Here is a 24,075-nt window from a genome sequence, read left to right on the forward strand (position 1 = left end):
GTGGTGTTCGGCGCGGGGTTCATCGACCACAATCACGCCCCACCAACAACCAACAAGAGGAGACAAGAAATGTTCAACTGGACTGAACGGCCCGCGTCCTCGCTGGCCAACGGCGCGGTCATCGCGCCTGACGAGCGGCTGCCCTGGCTGCAGACCGGCGCCATGGGCGTGCAGCACGTGATCGCGATGTTCGGCGCCACGGTGCTGGCGCCGATCCTGATGGGGTTCAGCCCCAACATCGCGATCCTGATGAGCGGCATCGGCACGCTGATCTTCTATTTCGTCACCGGCGGCAAGGTGCCCAGCTACCTGGGCTCGAGCTTCGCCTTCATCGGCGTGGTGATCGCGGCCAGCGGCTATGCGGGCAAGGGGCCCAACGCCAACATCGCGGTGGCTCTGGGGGGCATCGTGGCCTGCGGGGTGGTGTACATCCTGATCGGGGCCATCGTGCAGGCCGTCGGCACGGGCTGGATCGAGCGCTTCATGCCGCCGGTGGTCACGGGCGCGGTGGTGGCGGTGATCGGCCTCAACCTGGCGAGCGTACCGATCAAGAACATGGCGGCCAGCAACTTCGACTCGTGGATGCAGGCCGTGACCTTCCTCTGCGTGGGCCTGGTGGCGGTGTTCGCGCGCGGCATGCTGCAGCGCCTGCTGATCCTGGTGGGGCTGATCCTGGCCACTGTGGTCTATGCGGTGCTGACCAATGTCATGGGCATGGGCAAGCCGGTCGATCTGAGCGGCATTGCCAACGCAGCATGGTTCGGCCTGCCGACCTTCACGACGCCGGTGTTCACGGCCAACGCGATGCTGCTGATCGCACCCGTGGCGATCATCCTTGTGGCGGAAAATCTCGGCCACCTGAAGGCAGTGACGGCCATGACGGGCCGCAATCTCGACCCGTACATGGGCCGCGCCTTCATCGGCGACGGCATTGCCACGGTGGTGAGCGGCGCCGCAGGCGGCACGGGCGTGACCACTTACGCCGAGAACATCGGCGTGATGGCGGCCACGCGCATCTACTCGACGGCGGTGTTCGTGGTGGCGGCCGTCATCGCGCTGGTGCTGGGCTTCAGCCCCAAGTTCGGCGCGCTGATCCAGGCGATTCCGCTGCCGGTGATGGGCGGGGTGAGCATCGTGGTGTTCGGTCTGATCGCCATTGCCGGCGCCAAGATCTGGGTCGACAACAAGGTCGACTTCTCGCAGAACAAGAACCTGATCGTGGCGGCCATCACGCTGATCATCGGCACGGGCGACTTCACGCTGAAGTTCGGCGACTTCGCTCTCGGCGGCATCGGTACCGCGACCTTCGGCGCGATCATTCTTTACGCCCTGCTGGGCCGTTCGAAGAACTGAAGCGAAGCCCCCGGAAAAGTGCAACCTCATGAAAGAAGTGTTCTCCAAGGGGCCTGTTGCGGGGGCAGGTCACCGGGGTTTGGCCCGCGCCCGTTAGACTCCAACGCTTTTCGCACCGACGTTTTCCAATGGCCGATGTCTCCGCCGCGCGCACCAAGGCGGTTTTCGAATTCAAGAGCGCCACGCTGCCGCTGATCGCAGTGATCCTCAAGACGTCCGACCTGGACGTGCTGGCCGAGGCACTCGACGCCCAGCTGGCGGATTCGCCCGACTTCTTCGAGCAGGAGCCGGTGGTGATCGACCTCTCGCTGCTGCAGGAAGCACAGGGCGAGGGTGGCGAAGCCGTCGGCGACATCGACTTTGCCGCCCTGCGCAGCCTGTTGGCGCGCCACCAGACCCAACCCATCGCGGTGCGCGGCGGCAATGCCGGGCAGAACGCCGCAGCCCGGGCTGCCGGCCTTTCGGTGGCGGCCATGCCCGCAGCCCCCGCACCCCGCGCCCCGGCGCCGCCAGCCGAGGCCCCCGCCTCGGAAGCCCCGCAGATCGTGCGCGAGGTGCCGGTGCCGGCCAACGGCACGCTCTTGATCGACAAGCCACTGCGCTCGGGCCAGCAGGTGTACGCCCGGGGTGGCGACGTGGTGGTGACGGCGGTGGTGAGCTTCGGCGCCGAGGTCATCGCAGACGGCAATGTGCATGTGTACGCACCGCTGCGCGGCAAGGCCATTGCCGGCGCACGGGGCAACACCGAGGCGCGGATCTTCTCGACCTGCATGGAAGCGCAGCTGGTGGCCATTGCGGGCATCTACCGGACCAATGAAGTGCCGCTGCCCGACACGGTGCTGGGCAAGTCGGCCCAGGTGCGGCTGGACGGCAAGAAAATTGCGATCGACGCTATTCCATGACCCGGATCACCGGCTCACGGAACGCGGCGACCCTGACAAGCAACAACTGAATCGAAACAAGAAGGAATGGCCATGGCCAAAATTGTGGTGGTGACTTCGGGCAAGGGCGGCGTCGGCAAGACGACGACGAGCGCCAGCTTCGCGTCGGGCCTCGCGCTCGCGGGCAAGAAGACGGCGGTGATCGACTTCGACGTGGGCCTGCGCAACCTCGACCTGATCATGGGCTGCGAACGCCGCGTGGTGTACGACCTGATCAACGTCATCCAGGGCGAAGCCAACCTGAGCCAGGCACTCATCAAGGACAAGCAGTGCGACAACCTGTTCGTGCTGGCCGCATCGCAGACGCGCGACAAGGAAGCGCTCACGCAGGAAGGCGTGGAGAAGGTGCTGACCGACCTCGCCGCGATGGACTTCGAATACATCGTCTGCGACTCGCCCGCGGGCATCGAGACGGGCGCCATGATGGCCATGCACTTCGCCGATGAGGCGCTGGTGGTGACCAACCCCGAGGTTTCTTCGGTGCGCGACTCGGACCGCATCCTGGGCATGCTCAGCAGCAAGACCAAGCGCGCCAAGGACGGCAGCGAGCCCATCAAGGAGCACCTGCTCATCACCCGCTACAACCCGAACCGGGTGGCGGGCGGGCAGATGCTGTCGCTCGAAGACATCCAGGACATCCTGCGCATCAAGCTGATCGGCGTGATCCCCGAGTCGGAAAGCGTGCTGCACGCTTCCAACCAGGGCGTGCCCGCGATCCACGACAAGGAAACCGACGTGGCGCAGGCCTACAGCGACGTGGTGGCGCGCTTTCTCGGCGAAGACAAGCCGATGCGCTTCGTCGACGCCGAGAAGCCGGGCTTCTTCAAGCGGATTTTCGGAGGCAAGTAGTCCATGTCCTTTCTCTCGTTCCTGCTGGGCGAAAAGAAGAAGACTGCCAGCGTCGCGAAGGAGCGGCTGCAGATCATCCTCGCCCACGAGCGGTCCAGCCTCAGCGGCAAGAAGCGGCCCGACTATCTGCCCGAACTCCAGCGCGAGCTGGTGGCGGTGATTTCCAAGTACGTGTCCATCAACGCGGAAGACATCAAGGTGCACCTGGAGACCCAGGACAACCTCGAAGTGCTCGACATCAAGATCGAACTGCCCGACCCGACTCCTGCGCCGGCGCGCTGAGCGGAAAGAAGCGAAAGCGCACGGACGGGTCTTGCAGGACCCGTTCTGCCAATGCGCGTTCCCACGCGAGGTAGTCGGCCCAGGCCGCATCGCGGCGCGGACCGAACACGCGCATTACCGAGCCCCAGTCGTCGTCGAAGGGGGTCAGCAGCTGGGCCGCCACGAAAGCGGTCGCGAGCGGCCTGCCGGAAGCCTTCCAGCCCTGTGTTCCGCCCTGGAGCCAGGTGAACACCGCCCCCGAACCTGGCCAGCGCTGGTGCGCATCGCGCGCCACGCGGGCGGCGGCCGTGCCGTCGGGCGAGGTGAAGACCAGTGTGCGACCAGCCACGGCGTGCGAAGCCAGTGGCGCCAGCGAGGCCGGCAGCATGTAGAGCGCGCCCGGCAGGTGGCCGCGCTCGTAGTCGAGGCTGGGGCCGACGTCGATCACCGTGACGGCGCCGTTCCTGCGCAGCTGGGCCAGCGCGTCGGGGGCGAGAGGCGAAGGGGCATCGTTCACCGTCGCTGCGGTGGCAGGCGGTGCCTGGTCCGGTGCCAGCTCGCCTTCGTAGACGTAGATCTCGGCCTGGTTGAGCTGCGTGAGCCAGAAGCTCGTGATGGCGGCGCGCAGCCGATGCGCCGGGTCGTCGATCAGCACGATGCGCGCGCCACGCGTGCCGACGAGGTTCTCGAAATGCATCAGCAGCTGGCCACCCGGTACCTGCTGCACGCCTGTGCCCACGAAGGCCGGGTCGGCGGTGGGCCGCACGTCGAAGACGTAGAGGGTGCGGTCGTTGTCGTCGCGCCAGTGGGCGAGCTGTGCGGCGTCGGCCACGGGCAAGGCGAAGCGTTCGAGCAGGTCGTCGGCGATGCGGCGCAGCACTTCGGGGGATTCGGGCGGCAGTTCGTCGCTGGGGGCTGCGTTCTGCACGGTCGGTGCGCCCTGCAGGCCCCAGGCCATGACGCCGTCCTCGACGAACACTGCGTCGGGCGCACGGCCCAGCAGCCGCAGCGTGGTCGCACCGACGATGCCGCGGGTGCGGCTGAAGCAGTTGATGGCCCAGAGATGGTCATCGGCCCCGTGCGGCTCGAAGCGGCGCAGCGCCAGCTCGGTGCCTGCGTGATTGCGCGCGCCGGGCAGCGAGAGAAATTCGAATTCGGCGCGCGGCCGCGCATCGACCAGCGTGGTCGGCCGGCCTTCGCGCTGGCGTGCGCGCAGCGCTTCGATGGGCAACGCCGGCGTGCCGTAGTGCAGCCGTGCGCGGTCGCCGAAGGCCTTGACCAGCGTGCCGTAGCCGTCGATGGCGGGCAGGCCTTCGGTCACCCAGCGCTGCAGGCCGCCGTCGAGCGTGCGCACGTCGGTGTAGCCCAGGCGCGCGAGCACGGCTGTGGCCGCCTGTGCAACGCCGTCGGGCGCGTTGTAGTCGTCGTAGAGCACGACGGGCGTGGAGCGGCGCGGCACCAGCGTGCCGGCCTGCAGCTCGAGCCCGCTGAAGGGCGCGTTGCGCGCGAGATTGAGGTGGCGCTGCACGAACCACCGGGTTTCGCGCACGTCGAGCAGCGCCAGCTCGGCTGCGGGCTCTTGCAGCAGCAGAGCCTGCAGGTCTGCGGGGGTGACGGTTTTTGCCCTGGTCGGATTCATGTGTACTTGCTTTCGGGGCGCGTGCGAATGACACCGGGTACTCCCTTCCGCGAATGTCCCCCATCGGCGTGATCGCACCCTGAACAACGGCAAGAACACCAAGCGTAGACCGCATAGCGCCAATGCGGGAAAGAAGTTTCACGCCGATGCTTATGCGAAATGCGCGCATGCAGACAGGTTCTTCATGCCTAGCATCGCAGTCCTTCGCACCATGACAACGACTGCCGACCCGTCCATCGCCCTGGCACGCACACGCCGGCACTGGTGGTGGCACTACGAAGTGCCCACGCTGCTGCTGGCCACCGTGCTCTATGCCGCATGGGCCGCGTTGCTGTGGTGGCACGCGGCGCTGCCGGGCTGGGCGCTGTTCCTTGCCGGCGGCTTTCTCGCGCAACTTCACTTCTCGCTGCAGCACGAGAGCATCCATGCGATGCGCCACCTTCCGAAATGGCTGCGCCACGCGGTGGTGTGGCCGCCGCTGAACCTGTGGCTGCCGTATCCGTTCTACAACCGCGGCCACAGCTCGCACCACGTCAACTTCCACCTCACGCACCCGGAGCGCGACAACGAAAGCGCCTACCACTCGGCACCCGCATGGGCGGGCTACGGCCCGGTGTGGCGATGGATCTACATGGCCAACCAGACGATCGCGTTCCGCGTGGTGCTGGGGCCGTTCCTGCGGCTGTGGAAGCTGGTGCGCTTCGAAACCGCCCAGGTGCTGTCGGGCAATTTCTCGCGCCTGCCGACGTGGCTCTGGCATGCGCTGAGCGTGGCGCCGGTGCTGTATTACGTGACCGCCGTCTGCGGCATGGGCTTCGGCGAGTACCTGCTGTACTTCGTGTACCCGGGGATGATGCTGGGGTCGCTGCGCACCTTCACCGAGCATCGCTGGGCCGATACGCCGCACGAGCGCGTGGCCATCGTCGAATCGAATCTCGTGTTCGGACTGCTGTACCTCTTCAACAACCTGCACCACGTGCACCACCGCGCGCCCACCATGCCCTGGTACGAGATACCGGTGTATTTCCGCAGGCATCGCGCGGCGGTGCTCGCGGCGAACGGCAATTTCTATTACCGGGGGTATGGGGAGATCGTGCGGCGGCACCTGTTCAGGCCGGTGTTCACCCCTGTCCACCCCACCTGGTAGCGCGGGTTCAGTCCGCCGCCACGAAGCGCGTGACCTGCGCCAGTACCTCGGCCTCCTTGAGGATGCGGCGATGCCCCCAGCCCTGCGTAGCCACGAGCCGGGCGCCCGCTATCGCGTCGCGATACGCCTCGGCGTCGGCAAAGCGGTTCACGCGATCGTCGCGGTCATGCACGATCAACGTGGGCTGCGCGATGCGCGGGCCCACGGCGGCCGGCTCCAGCTGCGGCATCAGCACGCCTTCGCGCGATTCGAACAGCCGCTGCATCGACAGGCGCGTGGCTTCGTTGAGACCGAAGGTGTGCGCGAAGTAGCGCGTGTATTCGCGCGGCGAAGCGGGCGGCGCGAGCAGCACGAGGCGCTCTGCCGGCAGGCCACGCGCCGCAGCGAGCGCAAGCCCGTTGGCGCCAAGCGAGTGCGCGACTGCGGCACGCAACGCGTGGCCATCTGCCACGAGCCGGGCCGTGACGTAGGCGATGGCGCGCGCGAACTGCGGCGAGTTGCTCATCGTGCCCGCGCTGCGGCCATGCGCCGGCAGTTCGAGCAGCACGGGCCGCAGGCCCACAGCCGCCACGGCCTGCGCGAGCGGCAGCATCTGCCCCGCGTGCCCGCCCCAGCCATGCACCAGCAGCACCACCGGCGCCGACTCGGCACCCGAGTCCTGCGCAGCCAGGTGGTAGATGCCGACGCTCGCGTCTTCGAAGGCCCAGCCCTCGCGCCGCCATTCCGCGCCGGGGGCCTGGCCGCGGTAGAGCCACTTGGGCGGCAGCGGCGTGCCGAACAGGCGGTAGGCGGCGCGCACGCCCAGCGCGGGCCAGAGCCGCTGCGACGTGGTCAGGCCGAAGCGCAGCGCGCGCATCGTGCGGCTGGGCTTGTAGTAGTTCGACTGCGCGGCGTGGCCGGCGGCCGGGGTGGAAGTGCTCGTCATGACGTGGCGTTCCTTCAGGGCGTTCAGTACCAGACCCAGTCCTGGTTGCTTCGGGGCAGGCTGCGCAAGGTGTCGCGAAGGCCCTTGGCACCAACGACGAGCGCGTAGGCGGCAAGAAAGAGGGCAATGATCAGCATGGTGCTTCTCCTATTTATCGCACGACTGTGCGAAATTCTGGCAAATGGAAACGTGAGAGATCCGCCTGCTTCGTGAACAGGTCAGGCGAGGTAGCTGGAAAGAAGTCGCTGCCAGGTCTGCATGGCGCGGTCGGCGGCCTGCGGATCGCGCAGGAAGCGCGCGTCGTGCAACTGGGTCATGGTCAGGCCGTTGATTTCGCTCACGAGCTGTGCGGGGTCGGTGTCGGCCTTGAGCTCGCCGGTCTCGATGGCTTGCAGCACGGTGCGGCGCAGCGCAGCGCGCCAGCGGGTGATCTCGCCCAGCAGCATGTCGCGCAGCTCGCCTTCGCGGTCGTCGAACTCGAAGGCACCGGCTGTGTAGAGGCAACCGGTGTGCATTTCGACGTCGCGCGTGCGGGCGATCCAGCGCGCGACGATCTCGTTGAGCCGGGGCAGGCCCTTGGGCTTTTGCATGGCGGGCACGAACACCTCGGCCAGGAAGCCGCGGCCGTACTCTTCGATGACAGCCTTCTGCAGCGCCTCGCGCGAACCCACGCGCGAGAACACGCCGCTCTTGGACAGGCCCAGCCGACTGGCCACGGCCTGCAGCGTGATCGCTTCAAGGCCTTCGGCCAGCGCAAGGTTCATCGCCGCGCCGACGATGGCGGCGCGGGTGAGTTCGCTTTTCTGGGTCTTGGCGTCCATGCGGCGAACTTTAGCACAGCCGTGCGAAATTTCAAGCAACCACTCCTGGAGCACCTTAAAGATGTTTTACTCATGTGAAACCAACAAACGCATCGTTCCCCGAATAAGCACTTCTGCCGAGAATCGCCGGTCGGCCCCAACCGGGGCCCTGATGACTCTTCCGCGCCAGATGAACTTCCAACAACTGCGCTCGGTACGCGAGGCCGTTCGTTGCGGCTTCAACCTGACCGAAGTCGCCCACACCCTTCACACCTCCCAGCCCGGCGTGAGCCGGCAGATCCGCGAGCTCGAAGAGGAGCTCGGCATCGAGCTCTTCGTGCGCGCCGGCAAGCGGCTCACGGGGCTCACCGAGCCCGGCGGGCACGTGCTGCCGATCATCGAGCGCATGCTGATGGAGAGCAGCAACCTGCGCCATGCGGGCCAGGAATTCGTCGCGCAGCAAAGCGGCCTGCTATCGGTGGCGGCCACGCACTCGCAGGCGCGCTATGCGATGCCGGTGGCGGTGCAGGAATTTCGCACGCAGTTTCCGAACGTGAAGCTGCACCTGCACCAGGGCTCTCCCAAGCAGATCGCGCAGATGCTGCTCGACGGCGAAGCCGACGTGGGCATCGCCACAGAGGCTCTGGGCGACTATCCGCAGCTGGTCGCCCTGCCCTGCTATCGCTGGACGCATTCGGTGATCGTGCCGCCGGAGCATCCATTGCTCGACGCGCCGCTGACGCTAGAAGCGCTCACGCGCTATCCGCTGATCACCTACGACACGGGCTTCACGGGCCGCTCGCGCATCGACGAAGCCTTCGAGCAGCGCGGGCTGCAACCCAACATCGTGCTGGCCGCGATGGACGCCGACGTGATCAAGACCTACGTGCAGTTGGGCCTGGGCATTGGCATCGTCGCCGGCGTGGCCTACGAAGCCGAGCGCGATACGCAACTGCGCGCGCTCGATGCGGGTCGGCTGTTCGGCATCAACCTCACCAAGCTCGCGGTGCGGCGTGGCACTTACCTGCGCAAGTACGTCTATGCCTTCATCGAGTCGTTCGCGCCGACGCTGACGCGCGCGGTCGTCGAGAAGGCTCTGGGCGACGAGGCCAGGGCCTCTCACTACGAAATCTAGAGCCTGTCCAGAGGCTGCGGTGCGGTGTGTACTGCGGACGACAGAATGGTTAAAAAAGAAGAATGCAGCTTCACACAAGGGGCGTACATTCGGGTTAATTCCCTGGCTTCCTGGAAACGGATCAGCAATGGCATCGACCCCGCAGCAGCAGCAACAGCAAACAAGGGCCGCCCTCAAGGCGGCCAATGCAGCCGAGCGGCGTGAGAGATTGAGGCGAGCCTTGCCCGCAACGGTGGAGCTGCTGCAAAGCCGCCAGGCAGACCGCATCGACGATGCCGACATCGACGCGTATGTGAGCCTCAACTGGCTCGAGTGGCATGGTGGCGGGCTGCGGTTGACCATCACCGGGCGCAATGTGTGCGCCCAATCGGCGCCCACCGCGCTGGTCTGAAGACCCGCTCCGGCGTTCCATCAAAAGAAAAACCGCCACAGTTGCCTGTGGCGGTTTTTGTGCTGTCTGCCCGACTGGCCGTCTGTTTACTGGCCAGCGATGATGTTTGCGATCACACCGGTGGCGATTGCCGCGAGCACGAAGTCTCCGCCCACGCCAACCCATTGATAGCCACGGGGCGGCTGCTGCAGGCGATAGGCACGCCAGTCTTGCACCACGTAGTTGCGGCCACGGTACTCGGGCGGCACGCGGCCACCACGGCGCCATTCGGCATGCGGCTGCGGGAAGCCACGGCGATCGAACTGGCGGCCATCGCGGAAGTCCTGGTTGCCGCGGTAGTAACCGCCTTGCGGACCACCCCGGCGGTCGAAATTGCGGTCGCGCTGTTCATAGCGTCCGTCACCTGGACGGCCATCGCCCGGACGACCATCGCCATGACGGTCTTGCGCAAAGGCGCTCCCTGCGGCCATGCACATCGCGAGCGCTGCTGCGGCGACTGCCATGCTCTTTGAATTGCTGATCATCTGGAACTCCTTCATGCGTTGATGACGAGTCCATTGTGGGCCGCACTTGTGTCCGCTTCGGGCACTTCAGGTCGCGGTCAGGTGAAATCAGGTAAGCGCTGGTATCCGCGCGGCGCCTTGTCCTTCAAGCCGCTCAACCCGGCGTGTAGCAGTTGACCACCATGCCGCATTCGTACGCCGTCGAACGCAGCAGCCGCAGCTTGTGGCCCTTGCGCTGGTCGTGGAACACCGAACGCCCCGCGCCCACCGCCATGGGGTTCACGAAGAACTGGAACTCGTCGACCAGCCCCGCTGCAACCAGCGCGGATGCGAAGCCGACACCGCCGATGGTGATGATGTCCTTGCCCGGTTCACGCTTCAGCGCATTCACCTCCTCGACCATGTCGCCGCGCGCGATGACGGTGCGCTCCCAGCGCGAGGCCGCAAGCTTGTCGGTGAGCACCACCTTGCGTGCATCGACGATCTTCTGTGCGAAGGCGTAGTGCGGGTTCGCAGGAAAGTTCTTCGCCGCGCGACCCCAGTGATCGAGGTAGCCCTCTTCCGCGATCAGCCGGCTCAGCAGGATGGTGTCGATGCCTTCGAAGACGGCGTTGAAGTCTTGCTTCAGCTTGTCGTCCCAGCCCCAGCGATCACCCCAGCCCCACAGTTGCCAGTCGAGGTTGCCATTGGCCGGCGAGACATAGCCGTCGACCGACATCTGCATCTGGAGGATGAGCTTTCTCATACCGGTTCTCCTTCACGAGGACTGAAACAACCGCTTGTTGAATGCAAGCAGTGCCAGTATGCAGAAGAAGATGCAGGCCGAGCTGCGCAGGGCACATCTCGGCGGGCACTAACGTCGATACAAGATGCTCAAGGGTGCGGCAACGGCCAGCTCATCCGCCGACCAGGCTGTTGACCTGGTCGCTGCGCGAGCTGCTGCCGTGCTTCACGTGACGGTCCAGCGGTGGCAGGTCGAGTTCGATCAGTGCGCCATGCGCACGTGCAAGGTCGAAGGTGCCGGTAGATTGCGGCCTGTCGGTATGCAGCACCAGCGCATACGGGCCCTCACCGCGCGCCGCAATGCGTTGCGCGAGGATGCCGCTGCCCTCCTCCGCATCCGGCACATTGTTGTTCTCGCGCGGCGATGAAAGCACGAGCACGCTGCCTCCCAACGCGATGATCGCCACCCGCACGTTGCTGCCGGGCACCGCCACGGGCTCGCCGATGTGCGTGTCGGCATCGTCGGGCACGGTGCCGAGCAAGGCGCGGTAGCGCGCCAGCGTGGCATCGAGATCGCGCACCGCAATGGCCAGGCTCGCCACACCGAGCGCGCCGTTGGCATGCACGCGCACATCGCCTTCGGGCACGCGCAATGCGCGCGGCGTGAGGTCGCCGCACAGGAAGGGCAAGTCGGCCGAAGGCGCGCGCGCCGTCTGCCAGCGCAGGCGCTCGCCATCGGGGCGCACGCGGCCGCCGTCGAGCGGGCCATCGAGTGCGAGCCCCCGCGCCTTCGCGTCGGCCACGGTGGCGGCGGTATCGCGCGGCAGCAGCGCGAAGTCGACGATGCCTTCGCCGTGGCGTTGCAGCAGCTGCCACCAGCGTTCGGTGGGCGACGGTTCTCGCCATGCGATCAGCTCGAAGTAGCTGCCGTCGCCGAACACCACCAGCGCGTTGTGCGTGGCACGGCCCGGATGGTCGCCGCCGCGCAGCACGTGAAAGCCCAGCGTGCCGTAGTCGGCGATGGTGCGTTCGAGGTCGTGCACCGCGATGACGATGTGGTCGAGTTTCAATGGCATGTGTGTTCTCCCGTGGATGGCCGGATCAGGAAGCAGTGCGCGCCGCGCCATCACCGCCAAGGTAGGCATCGCGAATGCGCGCATCGGCCAGCAGCTCGCGCGCCGGGCCCGAGAGCACGATGCGCCCCGTCTGCAGCACATAGCCGTGATGCGCAATCTGCAGCGCGAGGCTCGCGTTCTGCTCGACCATGAACACCGACACGCCCTGGCTGTTGATGCGCGCGATGAGCTCCAGCACCTTGTCGACGTACAGCGGCGACAGGCCCATGGTCGGCTCGTCCATGCAGATGAGCTGCGGGCGGCCCATGAGCGCGCGCGCCATCGCCACCATCTGCTGCTCGCCGCCCGAGAGCGTGCCGGCCTGGAACTCAATGCGCTCGGCCACGCGCGGAAACAGCTCCAGCATGCGTTCGAGGTCTTCGGCCACGGCCTTGCGGTCGCTGCGCGCATAAGCGCCCATCAGCAGGTTCTCGCGCACGGTCATTGCGGGAAACAGGCGGCGCGCTTCGGGCACCGAGCCTATGCCGCGGCGGATGATCTGCGGCGTGCTCAGCCCGAGCATCGATTCGCCGTTGAAATTGACTTCGCCCAAGCGCGGCTTGAGCAGGCCGAGCACGATCTTCATGGTCGTCGACTTGCCACTCGCGTTGCCGCCGAGCAGGCTGACGATCTGGCCCTTGCGCACTTCGATGTCGAGATCGAAATGGGCCTGGACGGGGCCGTAGAAGCTGTTGATCTTCCTGAGCTGGAGCAGGGGCTGCAGCGATCCGCTGGAAGCAGGTGCAGCGGCGCGTTCGGGCAGCCCCTCGTCCCTGCCCTCTCCCCAGAGGGGCGAAGGAGAAAGACCGGTGCGCGCGACGGTGGCGATCATGCGGGCACCGCCTCTCCGACATGGCGATGGCCCAGGTACGCCTCGATCACCGCCGGGTCGTTGCGCACTTCGTCGGGCAGGCCTTCGGCGATCTTGCGGCCGTCGTCGAGCACGGCCACGCGGTCGGACAGCTGCATCACCAGGTCGAGCTTGTGCTCGATCAGCAGGATGGTCTGGCCGCGCGCCTTCAGGCCGCGAATGATCTCCAGCATCTCCGCCGTCTCGCTCTCGTTCATGCCGGCAGTGGGCTCGTCGAGCAGCAGCAGGCGCGGCTTGAGCGCCAGCGCCCGTGCGATCTCCACGCGGCGGCGGTTGGCGTACGAGAGGCTGTACGCGGGATGGTCGACGCGCGGTGCGAGGCGTTCGCCGAAGAGCGCGATGATTTCTCGTGCCTCCTCACGCAGCGCCTGTTCTTCGCGGCGCACGGCACCGGGCTGCACCAGCGCGAGCGCGAGTTCGGCCAACGCATCCAACCCTGGCACACCACCGATGCGAGGTTTCACGGCGCGCAGCCGCGTGTGTGCGCCGACCAGCACGTTGTCGAGCACCGAGAGGTTCGCGAACACACGCCCATGCTGGAAGGTGCGCGCCAGCCCGCGCTGCGCGAGCTGCTCTGCCGGCAGTCCGGTGATGTCCTGTCCGTCGAACAGCACCTGCCCCGCGTCAGGCTTGTCGAGGCCGGTGACGAGGTTGAACAGCGTGGTCTTGCCCGCGCCGTTCGGCCCGATCACGCTCAGCAGTTCGCCCTTGCCCACATGCAGGTCGACGGCATCGACGGCCGTGAGCCCGCCGAAGCGGCGCACGAGGCCGCGTATCTCAAGCAGCGATGGCATCGGCTTCCTTCTTCGCCGCTTGCGCCTTCGAGTTGACCAGCTTCACCTCGGCGCGAATGGTCTGCGGATTGCGCAGCAGGTTGAGGATCGGGCAGTTGCGCTCCACCGCCTCGAACAGCGCGTCGATATCTTCGCGGCTCGCGGGCGAATCGATGTGCACCGTGTAGCCGATCTCGTGCGGCCAGATCGGTGTCTTCTCGTGGCCCGGCTTGCCGCCGCGCGGATCGATGATGCCGGTCACTTCCACTTCGAGGCTTTCGAGCGGCACCTGCCGTTCGGCCGCCTGGATCAGGAAGATGTGCGTGACGCAGGTGCCGAGCACGCCCAGCTGCAGCTCGGGCGAACTGGGGCCGAGGTTGTAGCCCGCGAAGTCCGGCGGGCTGTCGCTGATGATCTGGTGCTCGCGGATGCGCAGGCGGCGCACGCCGCTGCGGCCTTCTGCCTTCACGCTGGCCTTCAGTTGCACAGGCTGCGCGGTGCCCGCTTCGACGGCGGCATTGCGTGCCAGCACGGCGGCGCGTTTCTCGGCGAGGTAGTCGTTGAGGTGGCTCATGGGGATGTGTTCTTTCAGACAGTGCCCAGCAGGCCTTGCGGGCGGAAGCGGATCAAGAGAAGCAGCGCGACGCCGTAGATCAGCATGCGGTACTCGGCCGTCACGCGGAACAGCTCTGGCAGGCTCACGAGCGCGACCGCGCCGAGCAGAGCGCCGCTGATGTTCCCGAGCCCGCCGAGGATCACCATCGTCAGCGCGAGGATCGAGATCTGCGAGCCGAAGGTCTCGTGATTGATGTACGAGTACATGTGCGCGGTGAAGGCACCGCTCACGCCGGCCGCGAAACCGCCGAAGCCGAAGGCCAGCGCCTTGTAGCGATCAGGGCTCACGCCGTAGGCGCGCGCGGCCACTTCGTCTTCGCGCACCGCGCGGAAGGTGCGGCCCAGGTGCGAGCGCAGCAGGCGCCATTGCAGCAACGCCAGCAGCACCATCGCACCGAAAGAAGCCCAGTAGACAGCCTCGTTCGACGATGCATCGCGCCCGAACAGCGAGAGCGGCGGAATGCCCGAGACGCCGATGGGCCCGTGCGTGAGACTTTCCCAGTTGAGGATGGTGAGCGCCACGATCTCGCCGATGCCGAGCGTGGCAATCGATACATAGTGGCCGCGCAGCCTGAAGGCCGGGAAGATAAGCGCGGTGCCGATCAGCGAGGTGAGGATGCCCGCGAGCACGATGCCCGTGCCGACCGGCAGGTGCAGGTCGAGCACCAGCAGCGACGATGCATACGCGCCGATGGCCAGCAGCCCCGCATGGCCCAGCGAGATCTGCCCGATGGTGCCGGCAACGAGCGTGAGGCTCAACGCGAGCGCCCCGTAGAGCCACGCATTGGTGAGCGTCTGCAGCAGGTACGGCGATGGATCGAAGAGCGGCAACGCCACCGCCGCTACAAACAACGCAAGGAGCAGACGCCGCGGCACATGCCACGGCTTGCTCGGTGCAATGAAGGTGCCCGTCAGCGGCTCCGGCGGCAACGCGCGCTTGCGTCCGAACAATCCGTTGGGCTTCCACACCAGGATGACCAGCAGCAGCGCGAAGGCAAAGAGATTTCGATACGGCGTGCCGAGGATCGCCACGCCATAGCTTTCGATCAGCCCCAGCAGCAGGCTGCCGACGATGGCGCCCGGCACGTTGCCCACGCCGCCGACCACGGTGGCCACCACGCCCTTGAGCGTGGCCTGGAAGCTCATCGCCGGGCTGATGTTGTTGTAGTACATGCCCACCAGCAGGCCCGAGAGACCGCCAAGCGCGGCGGCGATGGCGAACACGGTCTGGTTCACGCGGTCGACGTCCACGCCCACCTGCTGGGCCGCGTCGCGGTCTTGTGCGGTGGCGCGCACGGCCCAGCCGAGTTTCGTGAAACGCAGGAAGACGAACAGCACGGCCGCGCTCGCGATGCCGATGCCCGCGATCAGGATGTCGAGCGCGCCGATGGTGCCGGTGCCGATCTGCAGGCGCCAGTCGGGCAGCTGCGTGGGCAGCGAGCGCGGGTCTGGGCTGAACACCAGCTGCACGACGATGTCGAGCACGAAACTGATGCCGATGGTCGCCAGCAGCGGCGCGATGCGTGCCGCACCCTGCAGCGGGCGAAGGCCCACGCGCTCGATCAGCATGCCGAGCGCGCCCGAGCCGAGCACCACCAGCAGGATGGTCACCGGCAGCGGCGTGTGCAGGAAGGTGATCGACGCCCAGCCGATGTACGCGCCCACGGTGTACACCGAGCCGTGCGCGAAGTTGATGAGGTGCGAGACGCCGAAGATCAATGCGAGGCCGACCGCCAGCAACGCATAGATGTTGCCGATGATCAGGCCATTGACGGTGTAGTCGAAGAAGGAGGTGAAGCTCATCGACTACCTGGCCACTGCCACGGCCGCCTTCTCGTCGACCTGCGCCCACTTGCCGTCTTTCACGACAAGGTTGACGCTCTTCACGCCGATCACGCGGCGCGTCTGCGGGTCGAAGCTCGCCTTGCCGAAGATCACGCTGGGCACGTCCTTGATCTTGTAGAACGCGTCGCGCACGGCCTTGCGGTCGGCCTTGGGGCCCGCCTGGCGCAGCGCTGCGGCGGCGTACACGACTGCGTCGTAGGCATAGGCGTTGAAGGCGTCTGGCTCCTTGCCGTACTTCGCGCGGAAGCTCTTCACGAAGTCCTGCACCTCGGCGCGAGGCTCCTCTGGATAGAAGGCGGTGTTGGTGTAGATGCCGTTCACCGCCGCGCCACCGAGCTCGATGAACTTCGGCGAATACACCGAGCCCACCGCCGCGATGGGCTGCTTGAGGCCCACGCTGCGCACCTGGCCCGCGATGAGCGCGCCGTCGGGATAGTAGGAGATGAGCACCAGCCCGTCGGGGTTGGCATCGCGCACGCGCACCAGCGTCGAGCGGAAGTCTTTCTCATCCGCCTGGTAGCCCTCGGCAATCGCGAGCTGCGCGCCGCGTTCCTGCGCGGCCTTCACCAGCACGTCCTTGCTGGTGCGGCCCCAGTCGGTGTTGAGGTACAGCACGGCGATGCGCTTGAAGCCCAGCGTCTTCACCGCGAGTTCGGCGAGCAGCGGCTGCGCGTCGGCCTGGCTGATCGAAGGGCTCCAGATGTAGTCGCCGCCCTTGGTGAAGTCGGGATGCGAGTTGGTGAAGCCCAGCTGCACCAGGCCCGCGCGCTGATAGATGGGCGAGGCCGCCATCGAGGCCGGGCTGGAGAAGTCGCCGAGCTCGATGAGCACGCGCTTGTCGTTCACCAGCTTCTGCGCAATGGCCACTGACTGCCGCGGATCGCTCTGGCTGTCCTCGAAGTTGTAGGCCAGCGGCCGGCCGTGGATGCCGCCCTGCGCGTTGATGTGTTCGAGGGCAAGGTCGAAGCCCGCCTTCCACTGCGCGCCGTACTGCGCGTTCTGCCCGGTGAGCGGACCGCTCACGCCGAACCACACGGGCTCGCCGGTGGCGGGCGCGGCCCAGGCCGCGATTGGGGCGGCCAGCAAGGCCATGGAGAGAGCGGCCACATGACGCAGGAAGCGGTGGCGAGTGAGCAGCGGCATGGTGTCGAACCCCGGAGATGAATGAAGGTGCAGGGCAACGATTCTTCGCCTGCGCCCACCGGCCGGGAACGAACAAAAACGGGGAGGCTTATGCGCTTTCCGAGCAAAGGGACAAGCGCCCGTGCGCCCTCAGGCTGCGTTTAAGCTGCGCGCCACATGAAGCGACGACACCTCCTCCACCTGCTGGCCGGCGTGCCTGCCATCACTCTTCTGTCGGCCTGCGGCAAGCGCAAGGCCTCGGCCACCGCGCTGAAATCCGATGCCCACGTGCTGGCCCTGGGCGACAGCCTGACCCATGGCTATGGCGCACCGCCCGACGCAGCCTGGCCCGTGAAACTGGGCGAGCTCACGGGCTGGCGGGTCGAGAACGCGGGCGTCAACGGCGACACCTCTGAAGGCGCGCTGCAGCGCTTGCCGGGCCTGCTGAGTGCCCAGAGCTACGACGCGATCCTGATCGGCATCGGCGGCAACGACATGCTGCGCGGCGTGTCGGCCTCGGCAACGCGCGACAACCTCGTCGAGCTGATCACCCAGGCGCATGCGCACACGCCCTACGTCGCCGTGCTGGCCACGCCGGCACCCGATGCGATGCGCGCGGCCGTCGGCTCGCTCAGCGATGCGCCTTTCTATGAAGAGGTGGCGAAGTCGCAGCAGGCGCTGCTGGTCGCCAATGTGTATTCGAGCGTTCTGTCGGATTCGTCGCTGCGCTCCGACCGCATCCATGCCAATGCACGGGGCTATGAAAAGGTCGCGCAGCTTCTGGCGGATCAGCTCAAGGCTGCTGGCTGGCGCTGATCAACCGTTGATCAGGTCGACGTAGGCACCCTGCACCAGCTGGTCGATGCTGATGCCGAGCTGCGACATGAGTGCGTGTGCTTCGGCTGTGCCGGCTTCGGCGGGCTCGCCTTCTTCCAGCACCACTTCGAGTTCGAGGAATTCTCCGAGGCCTTCGACACGGTCGAGATGCACGCGCGTGCGGCCCACAATGAACAATCGGCGCTGCTTGCGCACGCGGCCGGCCTGTCCCCATGCGAGCGTGAGCGATTCGCGCAGCACGTCGGGCGTGCTGCAGGGCGTGATCAGGTAGAACGACTCCTTCGGTTTGGTGCTGTTCGCGCGGCGGTAGAAGATCAGCTCGGCACGGTCGGGCGCGAAGGTGCGCAGCTTGAGGCGGTCGGCGCTGTCATTGCAGCGGAAGAAGGTGTCGTCCTGCGCGATCTCGATGGGGCCCTGGTCGGCCAGCGTTAGGGCGATGCTTGCGACGCGGTCTACGCTGTCGATACGGGCCTTGATCTCGATGTTTCTTGCCATTTGTGCCTTGGAGGTTTTGTTCGGGGTGCGTGCGAATGACACCGCGTACTCCCCTCCGCGAATGTCCCCCGTCGGCGTGAGCGCGCCCCAAACTGACCCGCGAGGATCAAGGCGCGTTGCCCTGCGGACCGACAGGCGGCGGCGCAGCGCGACCGCTGGAACCGGGTGACAACTTGCGGCCAAAGGCCTCGCCCACGTTGCGCACCGGTCGGCTGGCCTTCTCCGACACGTTGTTCACGCCGCGTCGCGTGGCAGCGTCTGCGCGGTTGACTCCGCGGCCCGCGGCGTTGGTGCCGCGCTGCACGCTGCCCACGACCTTGCCGCTGCGGGAGGGCGACTTGATGGTGTGGGCGCGTTGCGCCTGGGGCGGGTTGTCCGCGCTCTGGGCTTGTGCACCGGCTGGCAGCCACAGCGCGGCAGCCATCGTCACGGCGAGCGAGGTGCGAAGGGTGTCGATCGGGAATTTCATGAGGCCTCCTTGGTGTTGGTGTCGTCTGCTTCGGCTTCTGCAGCGGCTGCGCGTGCCATGCGCTCGCTCTTCCAGTAGACGTCGTCGCCGCCATTCATTCGGTTGAGCACGCGTGCAAGCACGAAGAGCAGGTCGCTGAGCCGGTTGAGGTACTGGCGCAAAGCGTCGTTGAGTTCGGCGGTGGCGCCGAGCGCAACCACCGCACGCTCCGCGCGCCGCGCCACCGTGCGGCACACATGCGCGAGCGATGCCGCGCGCGTGCCGGCGGGCAAGATGAATTCGGCCAGGCGCGGCAACGCGGCGTTGTGCTCGGCCAGTGCGTTGTCGAGCTGCAGCAGCGCATCGGCCTTCAGCAACGTGAAACCCGGCATCGACAGCTCACCGCCGAGGTTGAAGAGCTGGTGCTGCACATCGACCAGCAGCTCGCGCACGGGCTCTGGCATGGGCTCGCACAGCAGCACGCCGATGTGCGAGTTGAGTTCGTCCACGTCGCCCATCGCGTGCACGCGCAGGTGGTCTTTGGGCACGCGCGTGTTGTCGCCGAGGCCGGTGGTGCCGTCGTCGCCGGTGCGGGTGGCGATCTGGGAAAGTCGGTTGCCCATGGAGGCTCCTGTTCTTACTGATCGACGGTCGATGCGTCGATCTTGCCTGCCAGCCATTGCAGGCCTGCAAGATGCTGCTGGTCATGGCTGCAGAGGTAGTGGATGAGGCTGCGCATCGTGAGCGGGCCGTAGCCTTCGAACACCGCGGTGCGCGCGAGCTGCGCGTCGCTCAGGCTGGAGATGATTTCCATCGTCTGCACGCGCGCCATGCGGAATTCAGCCAGCACCTTCGCCGCATCGGCGGTACCGTACGCGCGCTCGATGGCCAGCGGTTCGCTGTCGATGGAGGCGAGCGTCGGATGCGTCTCCTGCAGCGTGCGGCGAAAGCGCACGTGGTAGCCCTCGATCTCGATGTCGCGCACATGGCAGAGCTGCTCGATGGCGGTGAAGGCCTCGCTGGGCACGCCCTCCCACGAGGGCGGCGCCCAATGCCTGTAGGCGGTGGGAATGGCCGCGTAGTGGGCCTCCAGTTGCGACGGGAAGGCCGCGAGAGCGCTGAGGGTCGTGGGGTTCATGTTTTTTCCGAAGCGCATTATGGTGCTCGCTCCGTAAAATGGCCGATCACCCTCACCCGCCAGGAGACTCCCGATGAACGCCCCGACCCAAACCTCGCACCTGATGCCGGAGCTTCATCTGCGCGACGTCCCGGCCAGCCTGATCGATGGGCTGAAGGCCCGCTTCGGCGCCAACTGCTCCACGGCCATGGCAGTGCGCACGCAGCACGGGCGCGACGAGTCTTCCTTCGACGCACCACCCCCCTCCGCCGTGGTGTTCGCAGAGAGCACGCAGGACGTGGCCGACGCGGTGAAGCTCGCGAGCGAGCACAGCGTGCCCGTCATTCCCTTCGGTGTGGGCTCCTCGCTCGAAGGCCACCTGCTGGCGGTGCAGGGCGGCATCAGCATCGACGTGTCGCGCATGAGCAAGGTGCTGTCGATCAACGCCGACGACCTCACGGTAACGGTGCAGCCCGGCGTCACGCGCAAGCAGCTCAACGAAGAGATCAAGAGCACGGGCCTGTTCTTCCCCATCGACCCGGGCGCCGACGCTTCCATCGGCGGCATGACGGCCACGCGCGCCAGCGGCACGAACGCGGTGCGCTACGGCACGATGCGCGAGAACGTACTGGCGCTCGAAGTGGTCACTGCTGCCGGCGAGGTCATCCGCACCGGTACCCGCGCGAAGAAATCTTCGGCCGGCTATGACCTCACGCGCCTCATGGTGGGCAGCGAAGGCACGCTGGGCGTGGTCACCGAGATCACGCTGCGCATCTACCCGCTGCCCGAGGCGGTGTCGGCGGCGATCTGCTCGTTTCCGAGCATCGAGGCCGCGGTGCGCACGACCATCGAGACCATCCAGCTCGGCGTGCCGATCGCGCGCGTGGAACTGATCGACGTGAACACGGTGCGCATGGTGAACGCATACGCCAAGCTGAACCTGCGCGAAGAGCCGATGCTGCTGATGGAATTCCACGGCTCGCCCGCCGGCGTGAAGGAACAGGCCGAGACGGTTCAGGAGCTCGCGAGCGGCCATGGCGGCAATGCATTCGAATGGGCCAGCACACCCGAAGAGCGCACGCGCCTGTGGACCGCGCGGCACAACAGCTACTTTGCCGCGGTGCAGTCGCGCCCCGGCTGCCGCGTGATCTCGACCGACACCTGCGTGCCGATCTCGCGCCTGGCCGATTGCCTGCTCGACTCGGTGGCCGAGGCCGATGCGAGCGGCATTCCGTACTTCCTCGTCGGCCATGTGGGCGACGGCAATTTCCACTTCGGCTATCTGCTCGACCCGAACATTCCCGAAGAGCGCGTGAAGGCCGAAGAGCTGAACCACGCGCTGGTGAGCCGCGCGCTGGCGCTCGAAGGCACCTGCACCGGCGAGCATGGCGTGGGGCTGCACAAGATGGACTTCCTGGTCACCGAAGCGGGCGTGGGTGCGATCGACATGATGCGCACGATCAAGCGCGCGCTCGACCCGAAGAACATCATGAACCCGGGCAAGATCTTCAGCCTCTGACCCGTTCGCTCAGGCGTTCAATGAAAAAGCCCGGCGGCTCGCAAGAGCGCCGGGCTTCTTTGATTTGCTTGCGGCAGCTGCCGCGCTATCAGTTGGTGCTGTTGCTGCGGCGGCGTGCCGGTGCCTTCTCCGCGGGCACATAGGTCTGCGACGGCGCAGCGCCGCCATCCACGCCCAGACGCCCGCCACCACCAAGGCCCTGGCCACGCACCGTCTGCGCCTTGTAGTTGCGCAGCGAACGAACCATCTGGTTGAAGGCGTCCATGAAGGCCGCGGCAATCACCTTGCCCTGCGCCGTGTTGGTGTAACCACCCACGCCGCCGCCACCGCTGCGACCGGCCAGCGCACCGAAAGCGCCGAAGTCGGTCTTGGAGGCGCTGCCTTCTGCGGCCGCAACCTGCACGCCCGAACGGTTGTCGATGAGGGTCAGCAGCGCGCTGGCTTCCTTGGTCTGCATGCTGCCGCCGAGGGCCGCGAGGGCTCGGCCACGGCCGCCACCCACCAGGCCGCCGAGCGCGCCGCCGACGCCGCCGGCATCGCTGTTGCTGAAGACGATTTCGGGCGACAGGCCGTAGTCGGACGCCACCATCTGGCCGCGACCGAAGTTGCTGCCACCGCGCATTTCACCCGACTGCTGCAGCGCGCGTTCGCGCGTCATGGCGTTCATGCCGGCCGCGCCACGTTCGACCACGATGAAGCAGTTCGATTGCTGCACCAGCAGGCGCAGCAGGTTGGCCGTGGGCGGCAGCTTGTATTCGCCGGTGAGGATGGTGTACCAGCCAGCGCTCTGGTTCTCGATCAGCGAGACCGTGCCGAGCGGCGATTCGCAGCGCTCGAGCTGGCTGCTCGCGTTGTCGGTGGCGCCGCCTGCGGCGCTGCCGGTAGCCATGGTCTTGGCCGACTGGCTGCCCATTTGCATGTCGGTCGTGGCGCAACCGGTGAGGAGAACTGCGCCGACGGCAATGGCCGCGAGCGGGAACTTGGTGAGCTGCATGGTGGACTCCCTCTGTTTGTTCAGAGATCTGGGATTGAAAAAACCAGCGGTCGAGGATACGCGCAAAGGATTGCAGGAATCAATCAAACGAACGCCAGCCCCCGAGTTCACAACACTAGGCCGTTCGGCGGATGCGCTCGATCAATCCGTTGAGTGCTTCGATGGAGCCGAAGTGGATGGCGAGCTCGCCGCTTTCCTCGATGCGGCCGCCGCGCTTGCTGCGCTTCTTGATGCGCACCTCGACCTCGGCGGTGAGCAGGTCGGCCAGTTCTTCTTCCACTCGCTGCAGGTCGCGCGACTTTTCGCCGTCGTTGCCGCGGCGCGAGGGCGTGAGCGTGAACTCGGCCGCGAGCTTCTTTACCAGCGCCTCGGCTTCGCGCACCGACATCTTCTTGGCCGCAATCTGGTTGGCCGCCGTGATCTGCGTGCCACGGTCCAGCGACAGCAGCGCGCGGGCATGGCCCATGTCGATGTCGCCGGCCATCAGCATCTGCTGTGCGGGCTCGGCCAGGTTCAACAGGCGCAGCAGGTTGCTCGCCGCGCTGCGCGAACGGCCCACGGCCTGTGCGGCCTGCTCGTGAGTGAGCCCAAACTCGTTCACCAGGCGTTGCAGGCCTTGGGCCTCTTCCAGCGGGTTGAGGTCTTCACGCTGGATGTTCTCGATGAGCGACATCGCCGCGGCGGCTTCGTTGGGCACGTCGCGCACCAGCACCGGCACGCTGTCGAGGCCCGCGAGCCTGGCGGCGCGAAAGCGGCGTTCGCCCGCGATGATTTCGTACTCGGCGTTCTTGGCGGCTGCCGATTCGGCGTCGAGCCGGCGCACCAGGATCGGCTGCATGATGCCCTGCGCCTTGATGCTCTCGGCCAGCTCGTAGAGCGCGCCTTCGTCCATGCGTGTGCGCGGCTGGTAGACGCCGGCCACCATCTGGTCGAGCATCAGCGTCGTCGGATTCCTCTGTGCGCCGCCCTCTTCCGAGCCCGAATTGCCGCCATTGCCGTTGTCGGCGGAAGGCGCGGCCGTCGGGCCGAGCAGCGCTTCGAGGCCGCGGCCCAGGCCCTTGGGTTTCTTGGTCGCCATCAGTTCTTTTCTTTCGAGATTTCGTTCAGGAGTTTCCGGCCCTCGGGCCAATCGCCCAGGCCGGATTCGGCATTCAGGTGGCCGCCCGGGCCGGCATCGATGAAGCGTGCGCCCCAGTCTTTGGCAAGCTGCTGCGAGCGCGAGGCTTCGCAGTACGGGTCGTCGTTGGCAGCGATCAGCACCGCCGGGAACGGCAGCGGCTTGCGCAAGATCGGCGCCCAGCCTGGAATCAGCTGGCGCAGGTTGTCGCTCTCGACGTCGCCGGGCGCGACCAGCAGCGCGCCGCGCACTTTGTGCGTGTTACGCGAATGCGCGGCCCACGCAGCAACGAGGATGCAGCCGAGGCTGTGCGCCGCAAAAGCCACAGGGCCGGGCGAGGCCAGCACTTCTTCTTCGAGCCGCGCGGACCAGTCGCCGCGCAACGGGCGCATCCACTCGTGCTGCTCGACGCGGTGGTCGCCGTACACCGACTCCCAGCGGGTTTGCCAATGGCCGGGGCCGCTGTTCTGCCAACCGGGCAGCAGCAGGATGCGCGGAGTTGTCATTTGCTACGAACTTGATAGCACCTTGCCGAGCAGC

General features: G+C 66.7%; 27 protein-coding genes. 9 read left to right on the plus strand and 18 right to left on the minus strand.

The window, feature by feature from the left end; all coding sequences use genetic code 11:
* Window positions 1-69: 69 nt before the first annotated feature.
* The 4 genes from AC07O3_RS31090 (at window position 70) to minE (ending at window position 3,425) form a co-directional block, all read left to right on the plus strand.
* The gene (locus tag AC07O3_RS31090; RefSeq protein WP_093057086.1) at window positions 70-1,353 is read left to right on the plus strand and encodes a solute carrier family 23 protein; all 1,284 of its coding nucleotides are present in this window, start codon (window positions 70-72) and stop codon (window positions 1,351-1,353) included.
* Window positions 1,354-1,481: 128 nt separating this feature from the next.
* Entirely contained in the window at window positions 1,482-2,255 is a 774-nt protein-coding gene (gene minC, locus AC07O3_RS31095; protein WP_097197515.1) for a septum site-determining protein MinC, read from the plus strand.
* Window positions 2,256-2,327: 72 nt separating this feature from the next.
* Window positions 2,328-3,143, plus strand: a complete 816-nt coding sequence (minD, locus tag AC07O3_RS31100) for a septum site-determining protein MinD (RefSeq protein ID WP_093057168.1) — start codon at window positions 2,328-2,330, stop codon at window positions 3,141-3,143.
* A 3-nt stretch (window positions 3,144-3,146) separates the two neighbouring features.
* Window positions 3,147-3,425 (plus strand): cell division topological specificity factor MinE, encoded by a 279-nt coding sequence (gene minE, locus AC07O3_RS31105; protein WP_093057088.1) that lies wholly within the window; start codon window positions 3,147-3,149, stop codon window positions 3,423-3,425.
* On the opposite strand, the gene AC07O3_RS31110 is transcribed toward minE, so the two are convergent.
* A complete protein-coding gene (locus tag AC07O3_RS31110) occupies window positions 3,382-5,043 on the minus strand; it encodes a rhodanese-like domain-containing protein (protein ID WP_495341170.1) in 1,662 nt (553 codons plus the stop codon). The two genes, minE and AC07O3_RS31110, sit on opposite strands and share 44 nt — an antisense overlap.
* 211 nt (window positions 5,044-5,254) lie before the next feature.
* On the opposite strand from AC07O3_RS31110, the gene AC07O3_RS31115 reads away from it, so the two are divergent.
* The gene (locus AC07O3_RS31115) at window positions 5,255-6,190 is read left to right on the plus strand and encodes a fatty acid desaturase (protein WP_495341171.1); all 936 of its coding nucleotides are present in this window, start codon (window positions 5,255-5,257) and stop codon (window positions 6,188-6,190) included.
* Window positions 6,191-6,197: 7 nt separating this feature from the next.
* Here AC07O3_RS31115 and AC07O3_RS31120 read toward each other — a convergent pair whose 3' ends face one another.
* A complete protein-coding gene (locus AC07O3_RS31120; RefSeq protein WP_495341172.1) occupies window positions 6,198-7,115 on the minus strand; it encodes an alpha/beta fold hydrolase in 918 nt (305 codons plus the stop codon).
* 218 nt (window positions 7,116-7,333) lie between these two features.
* On the minus strand, window positions 7,334-7,936 hold the full coding sequence (locus tag AC07O3_RS31125; RefSeq protein ID WP_093076513.1) for a TetR/AcrR family transcriptional regulator: 603 nt from the start codon (window positions 7,934-7,936) through the stop codon (window positions 7,334-7,336).
* Window positions 7,937-8,105: 169 nt separating this feature from the next.
* Here AC07O3_RS31125 and AC07O3_RS31130 point away from each other — a divergent pair, with 169 nt between their 5' ends.
* A complete protein-coding gene (locus tag AC07O3_RS31130; RefSeq protein WP_093057169.1) occupies window positions 8,106-9,050 on the plus strand; it encodes a CysB family HTH-type transcriptional regulator in 945 nt (314 codons plus the stop codon).
* 127 nt (window positions 9,051-9,177) lie between these two features.
* On the plus strand, window positions 9,178-9,441 hold the full coding sequence (locus AC07O3_RS31135; RefSeq protein WP_093057093.1) for a hypothetical protein: 264 nt from the start codon (window positions 9,178-9,180) through the stop codon (window positions 9,439-9,441).
* 86 nt (window positions 9,442-9,527) lie between these two features.
* Here AC07O3_RS31135 and AC07O3_RS31140 read toward each other — a convergent pair whose 3' ends face one another.
* The 8 genes from AC07O3_RS31140 to AC07O3_RS31175 all read right to left on the minus strand — a co-directional run bounded on the left by AC07O3_RS31140 (window position 9,528) and on the right by AC07O3_RS31175 (window position 17,029).
* Window positions 9,528-9,965 (minus strand): RcnB family protein, encoded by a 438-nt coding sequence (locus AC07O3_RS31140; protein ID WP_093076666.1) that lies wholly within the window; start codon window positions 9,963-9,965, stop codon window positions 9,528-9,530.
* Window positions 9,966-10,098: 133 nt separating this feature from the next.
* The gene (locus AC07O3_RS31145; protein ID WP_495341173.1) at window positions 10,099-10,689 is read right to left on the minus strand and encodes a dihydrofolate reductase family protein; all 591 of its coding nucleotides are present in this window, start codon (window positions 10,687-10,689) and stop codon (window positions 10,099-10,101) included.
* Between the two features lie 151 nt (window positions 10,690-10,840).
* Window positions 10,841-11,743 carry a VOC family protein gene (locus tag AC07O3_RS31150; RefSeq protein ID WP_495341174.1) on the minus strand — a complete coding sequence of 301 codons (903 nt, stop codon included), beginning with the start codon at window positions 11,741-11,743 and terminating at the stop codon, window positions 10,841-10,843.
* Window positions 11,744-11,768: 25 nt separating this feature from the next.
* Complete coding sequence (locus tag AC07O3_RS31155; RefSeq protein ID WP_495341175.1) at window positions 11,769-12,614, minus strand: ABC transporter ATP-binding protein; 846 nt, start codon at window positions 12,612-12,614, stop codon at window positions 11,769-11,771.
* The gene (locus AC07O3_RS31160; protein WP_495341176.1) at window positions 12,611-13,447 is read right to left on the minus strand and encodes an ABC transporter ATP-binding protein; all 837 of its coding nucleotides are present in this window, start codon (window positions 13,445-13,447) and stop codon (window positions 12,611-12,613) included. Before AC07O3_RS31160 ends, AC07O3_RS31155 begins: the two co-directional genes overlap by 4 nt.
* A complete protein-coding gene (locus AC07O3_RS31165) occupies window positions 13,431-14,000 on the minus strand; it encodes an OsmC family protein (protein ID WP_426390976.1) in 570 nt (189 codons plus the stop codon). Before AC07O3_RS31165 ends, AC07O3_RS31160 begins: the two co-directional genes overlap by 17 nt.
* A gap of 14 nt (window positions 14,001-14,014) precedes the next feature.
* Complete coding sequence (locus AC07O3_RS31170; RefSeq protein WP_495341177.1) at window positions 14,015-15,844, minus strand: ABC transporter permease; 1,830 nt, start codon at window positions 15,842-15,844, stop codon at window positions 14,015-14,017.
* 3 nt (window positions 15,845-15,847) lie between these two features.
* The gene (locus AC07O3_RS31175; protein ID WP_440533106.1) at window positions 15,848-17,029 is read right to left on the minus strand and encodes an ABC transporter substrate-binding protein; all 1,182 of its coding nucleotides are present in this window, start codon (window positions 17,027-17,029) and stop codon (window positions 15,848-15,850) included.
* Between the two features lie 156 nt (window positions 17,030-17,185).
* On the opposite strand from AC07O3_RS31175, the gene AC07O3_RS31180 reads away from it, so the two are divergent.
* Entirely contained in the window at window positions 17,186-17,824 is a 639-nt protein-coding gene (locus AC07O3_RS31180) for a GDSL-type esterase/lipase family protein (protein ID WP_495341178.1), read from the plus strand.
* On the opposite strand, the gene AC07O3_RS31185 is transcribed toward AC07O3_RS31180, so the two are convergent.
* The 4 genes from AC07O3_RS31185 to AC07O3_RS31200 all read right to left on the minus strand — a co-directional run bounded on the left by AC07O3_RS31185 (window position 17,825) and on the right by AC07O3_RS31200 (window position 19,926).
* Window positions 17,825-18,340: a class IV adenylate cyclase gene (locus AC07O3_RS31185; RefSeq protein WP_495341179.1), complete on the minus strand. Its 516-nt coding sequence runs from the start codon at window positions 18,338-18,340 to the stop codon at window positions 17,825-17,827.
* 106 nt (window positions 18,341-18,446) lie between these two features.
* Window positions 18,447-18,809, minus strand: coding sequence for a hypothetical protein (locus AC07O3_RS31190; protein WP_097197525.1), 363 nt, complete (start codon window positions 18,807-18,809; stop codon window positions 18,447-18,449).
* Window positions 18,806-19,411 (minus strand): cob(I)yrinic acid a,c-diamide adenosyltransferase, encoded by a 606-nt coding sequence (locus AC07O3_RS31195; RefSeq protein WP_495341180.1) that lies wholly within the window; start codon window positions 19,409-19,411, stop codon window positions 18,806-18,808. Before AC07O3_RS31195 ends, AC07O3_RS31190 begins: the two co-directional genes overlap by 4 nt.
* Before the next feature lie 14 nt (window positions 19,412-19,425).
* Window positions 19,426-19,926, minus strand: coding sequence for a DinB family protein (locus AC07O3_RS31200; RefSeq protein ID WP_093057172.1), 501 nt, complete (start codon window positions 19,924-19,926; stop codon window positions 19,426-19,428).
* Window positions 19,927-19,999: 73 nt separating this feature from the next.
* Here AC07O3_RS31200 and AC07O3_RS31205 point away from each other — a divergent pair, with 73 nt between their 5' ends.
* The gene (locus AC07O3_RS31205; RefSeq protein WP_093057104.1) at window positions 20,000-21,424 is read left to right on the plus strand and encodes an FAD-binding oxidoreductase; all 1,425 of its coding nucleotides are present in this window, start codon (window positions 20,000-20,002) and stop codon (window positions 21,422-21,424) included.
* A gap of 88 nt (window positions 21,425-21,512) precedes the next feature.
* On the opposite strand, the gene AC07O3_RS31210 is transcribed toward AC07O3_RS31205, so the two are convergent.
* The 3 genes from AC07O3_RS31210 to AC07O3_RS31220 all read right to left on the minus strand — a co-directional run bounded on the left by AC07O3_RS31210 (window position 21,513) and on the right by AC07O3_RS31220 (window position 24,041).
* Window positions 21,513-22,418: a CsgG/HfaB family protein gene (locus AC07O3_RS31210; protein ID WP_093057105.1), complete on the minus strand. Its 906-nt coding sequence runs from the start codon at window positions 22,416-22,418 to the stop codon at window positions 21,513-21,515.
* A gap of 115 nt (window positions 22,419-22,533) precedes the next feature.
* Complete coding sequence (locus tag AC07O3_RS31215; protein ID WP_093057106.1) at window positions 22,534-23,496, minus strand: ParB/RepB/Spo0J family partition protein; 963 nt, start codon at window positions 23,494-23,496, stop codon at window positions 22,534-22,536.
* Window positions 23,496-24,041, minus strand: coding sequence for an RBBP9/YdeN family alpha/beta hydrolase (locus AC07O3_RS31220; RefSeq protein ID WP_495341181.1), 546 nt, complete (start codon window positions 24,039-24,041; stop codon window positions 23,496-23,498). Before AC07O3_RS31220 ends, AC07O3_RS31215 begins: the two co-directional genes overlap by 1 nt.
* Between the last annotated feature and the right edge of the window lie 34 nt (window positions 24,042-24,075).

The sequence above is a fragment of the Variovorax sp. GW821-FHT09D05 genome, from assembly GCF_059416325.1.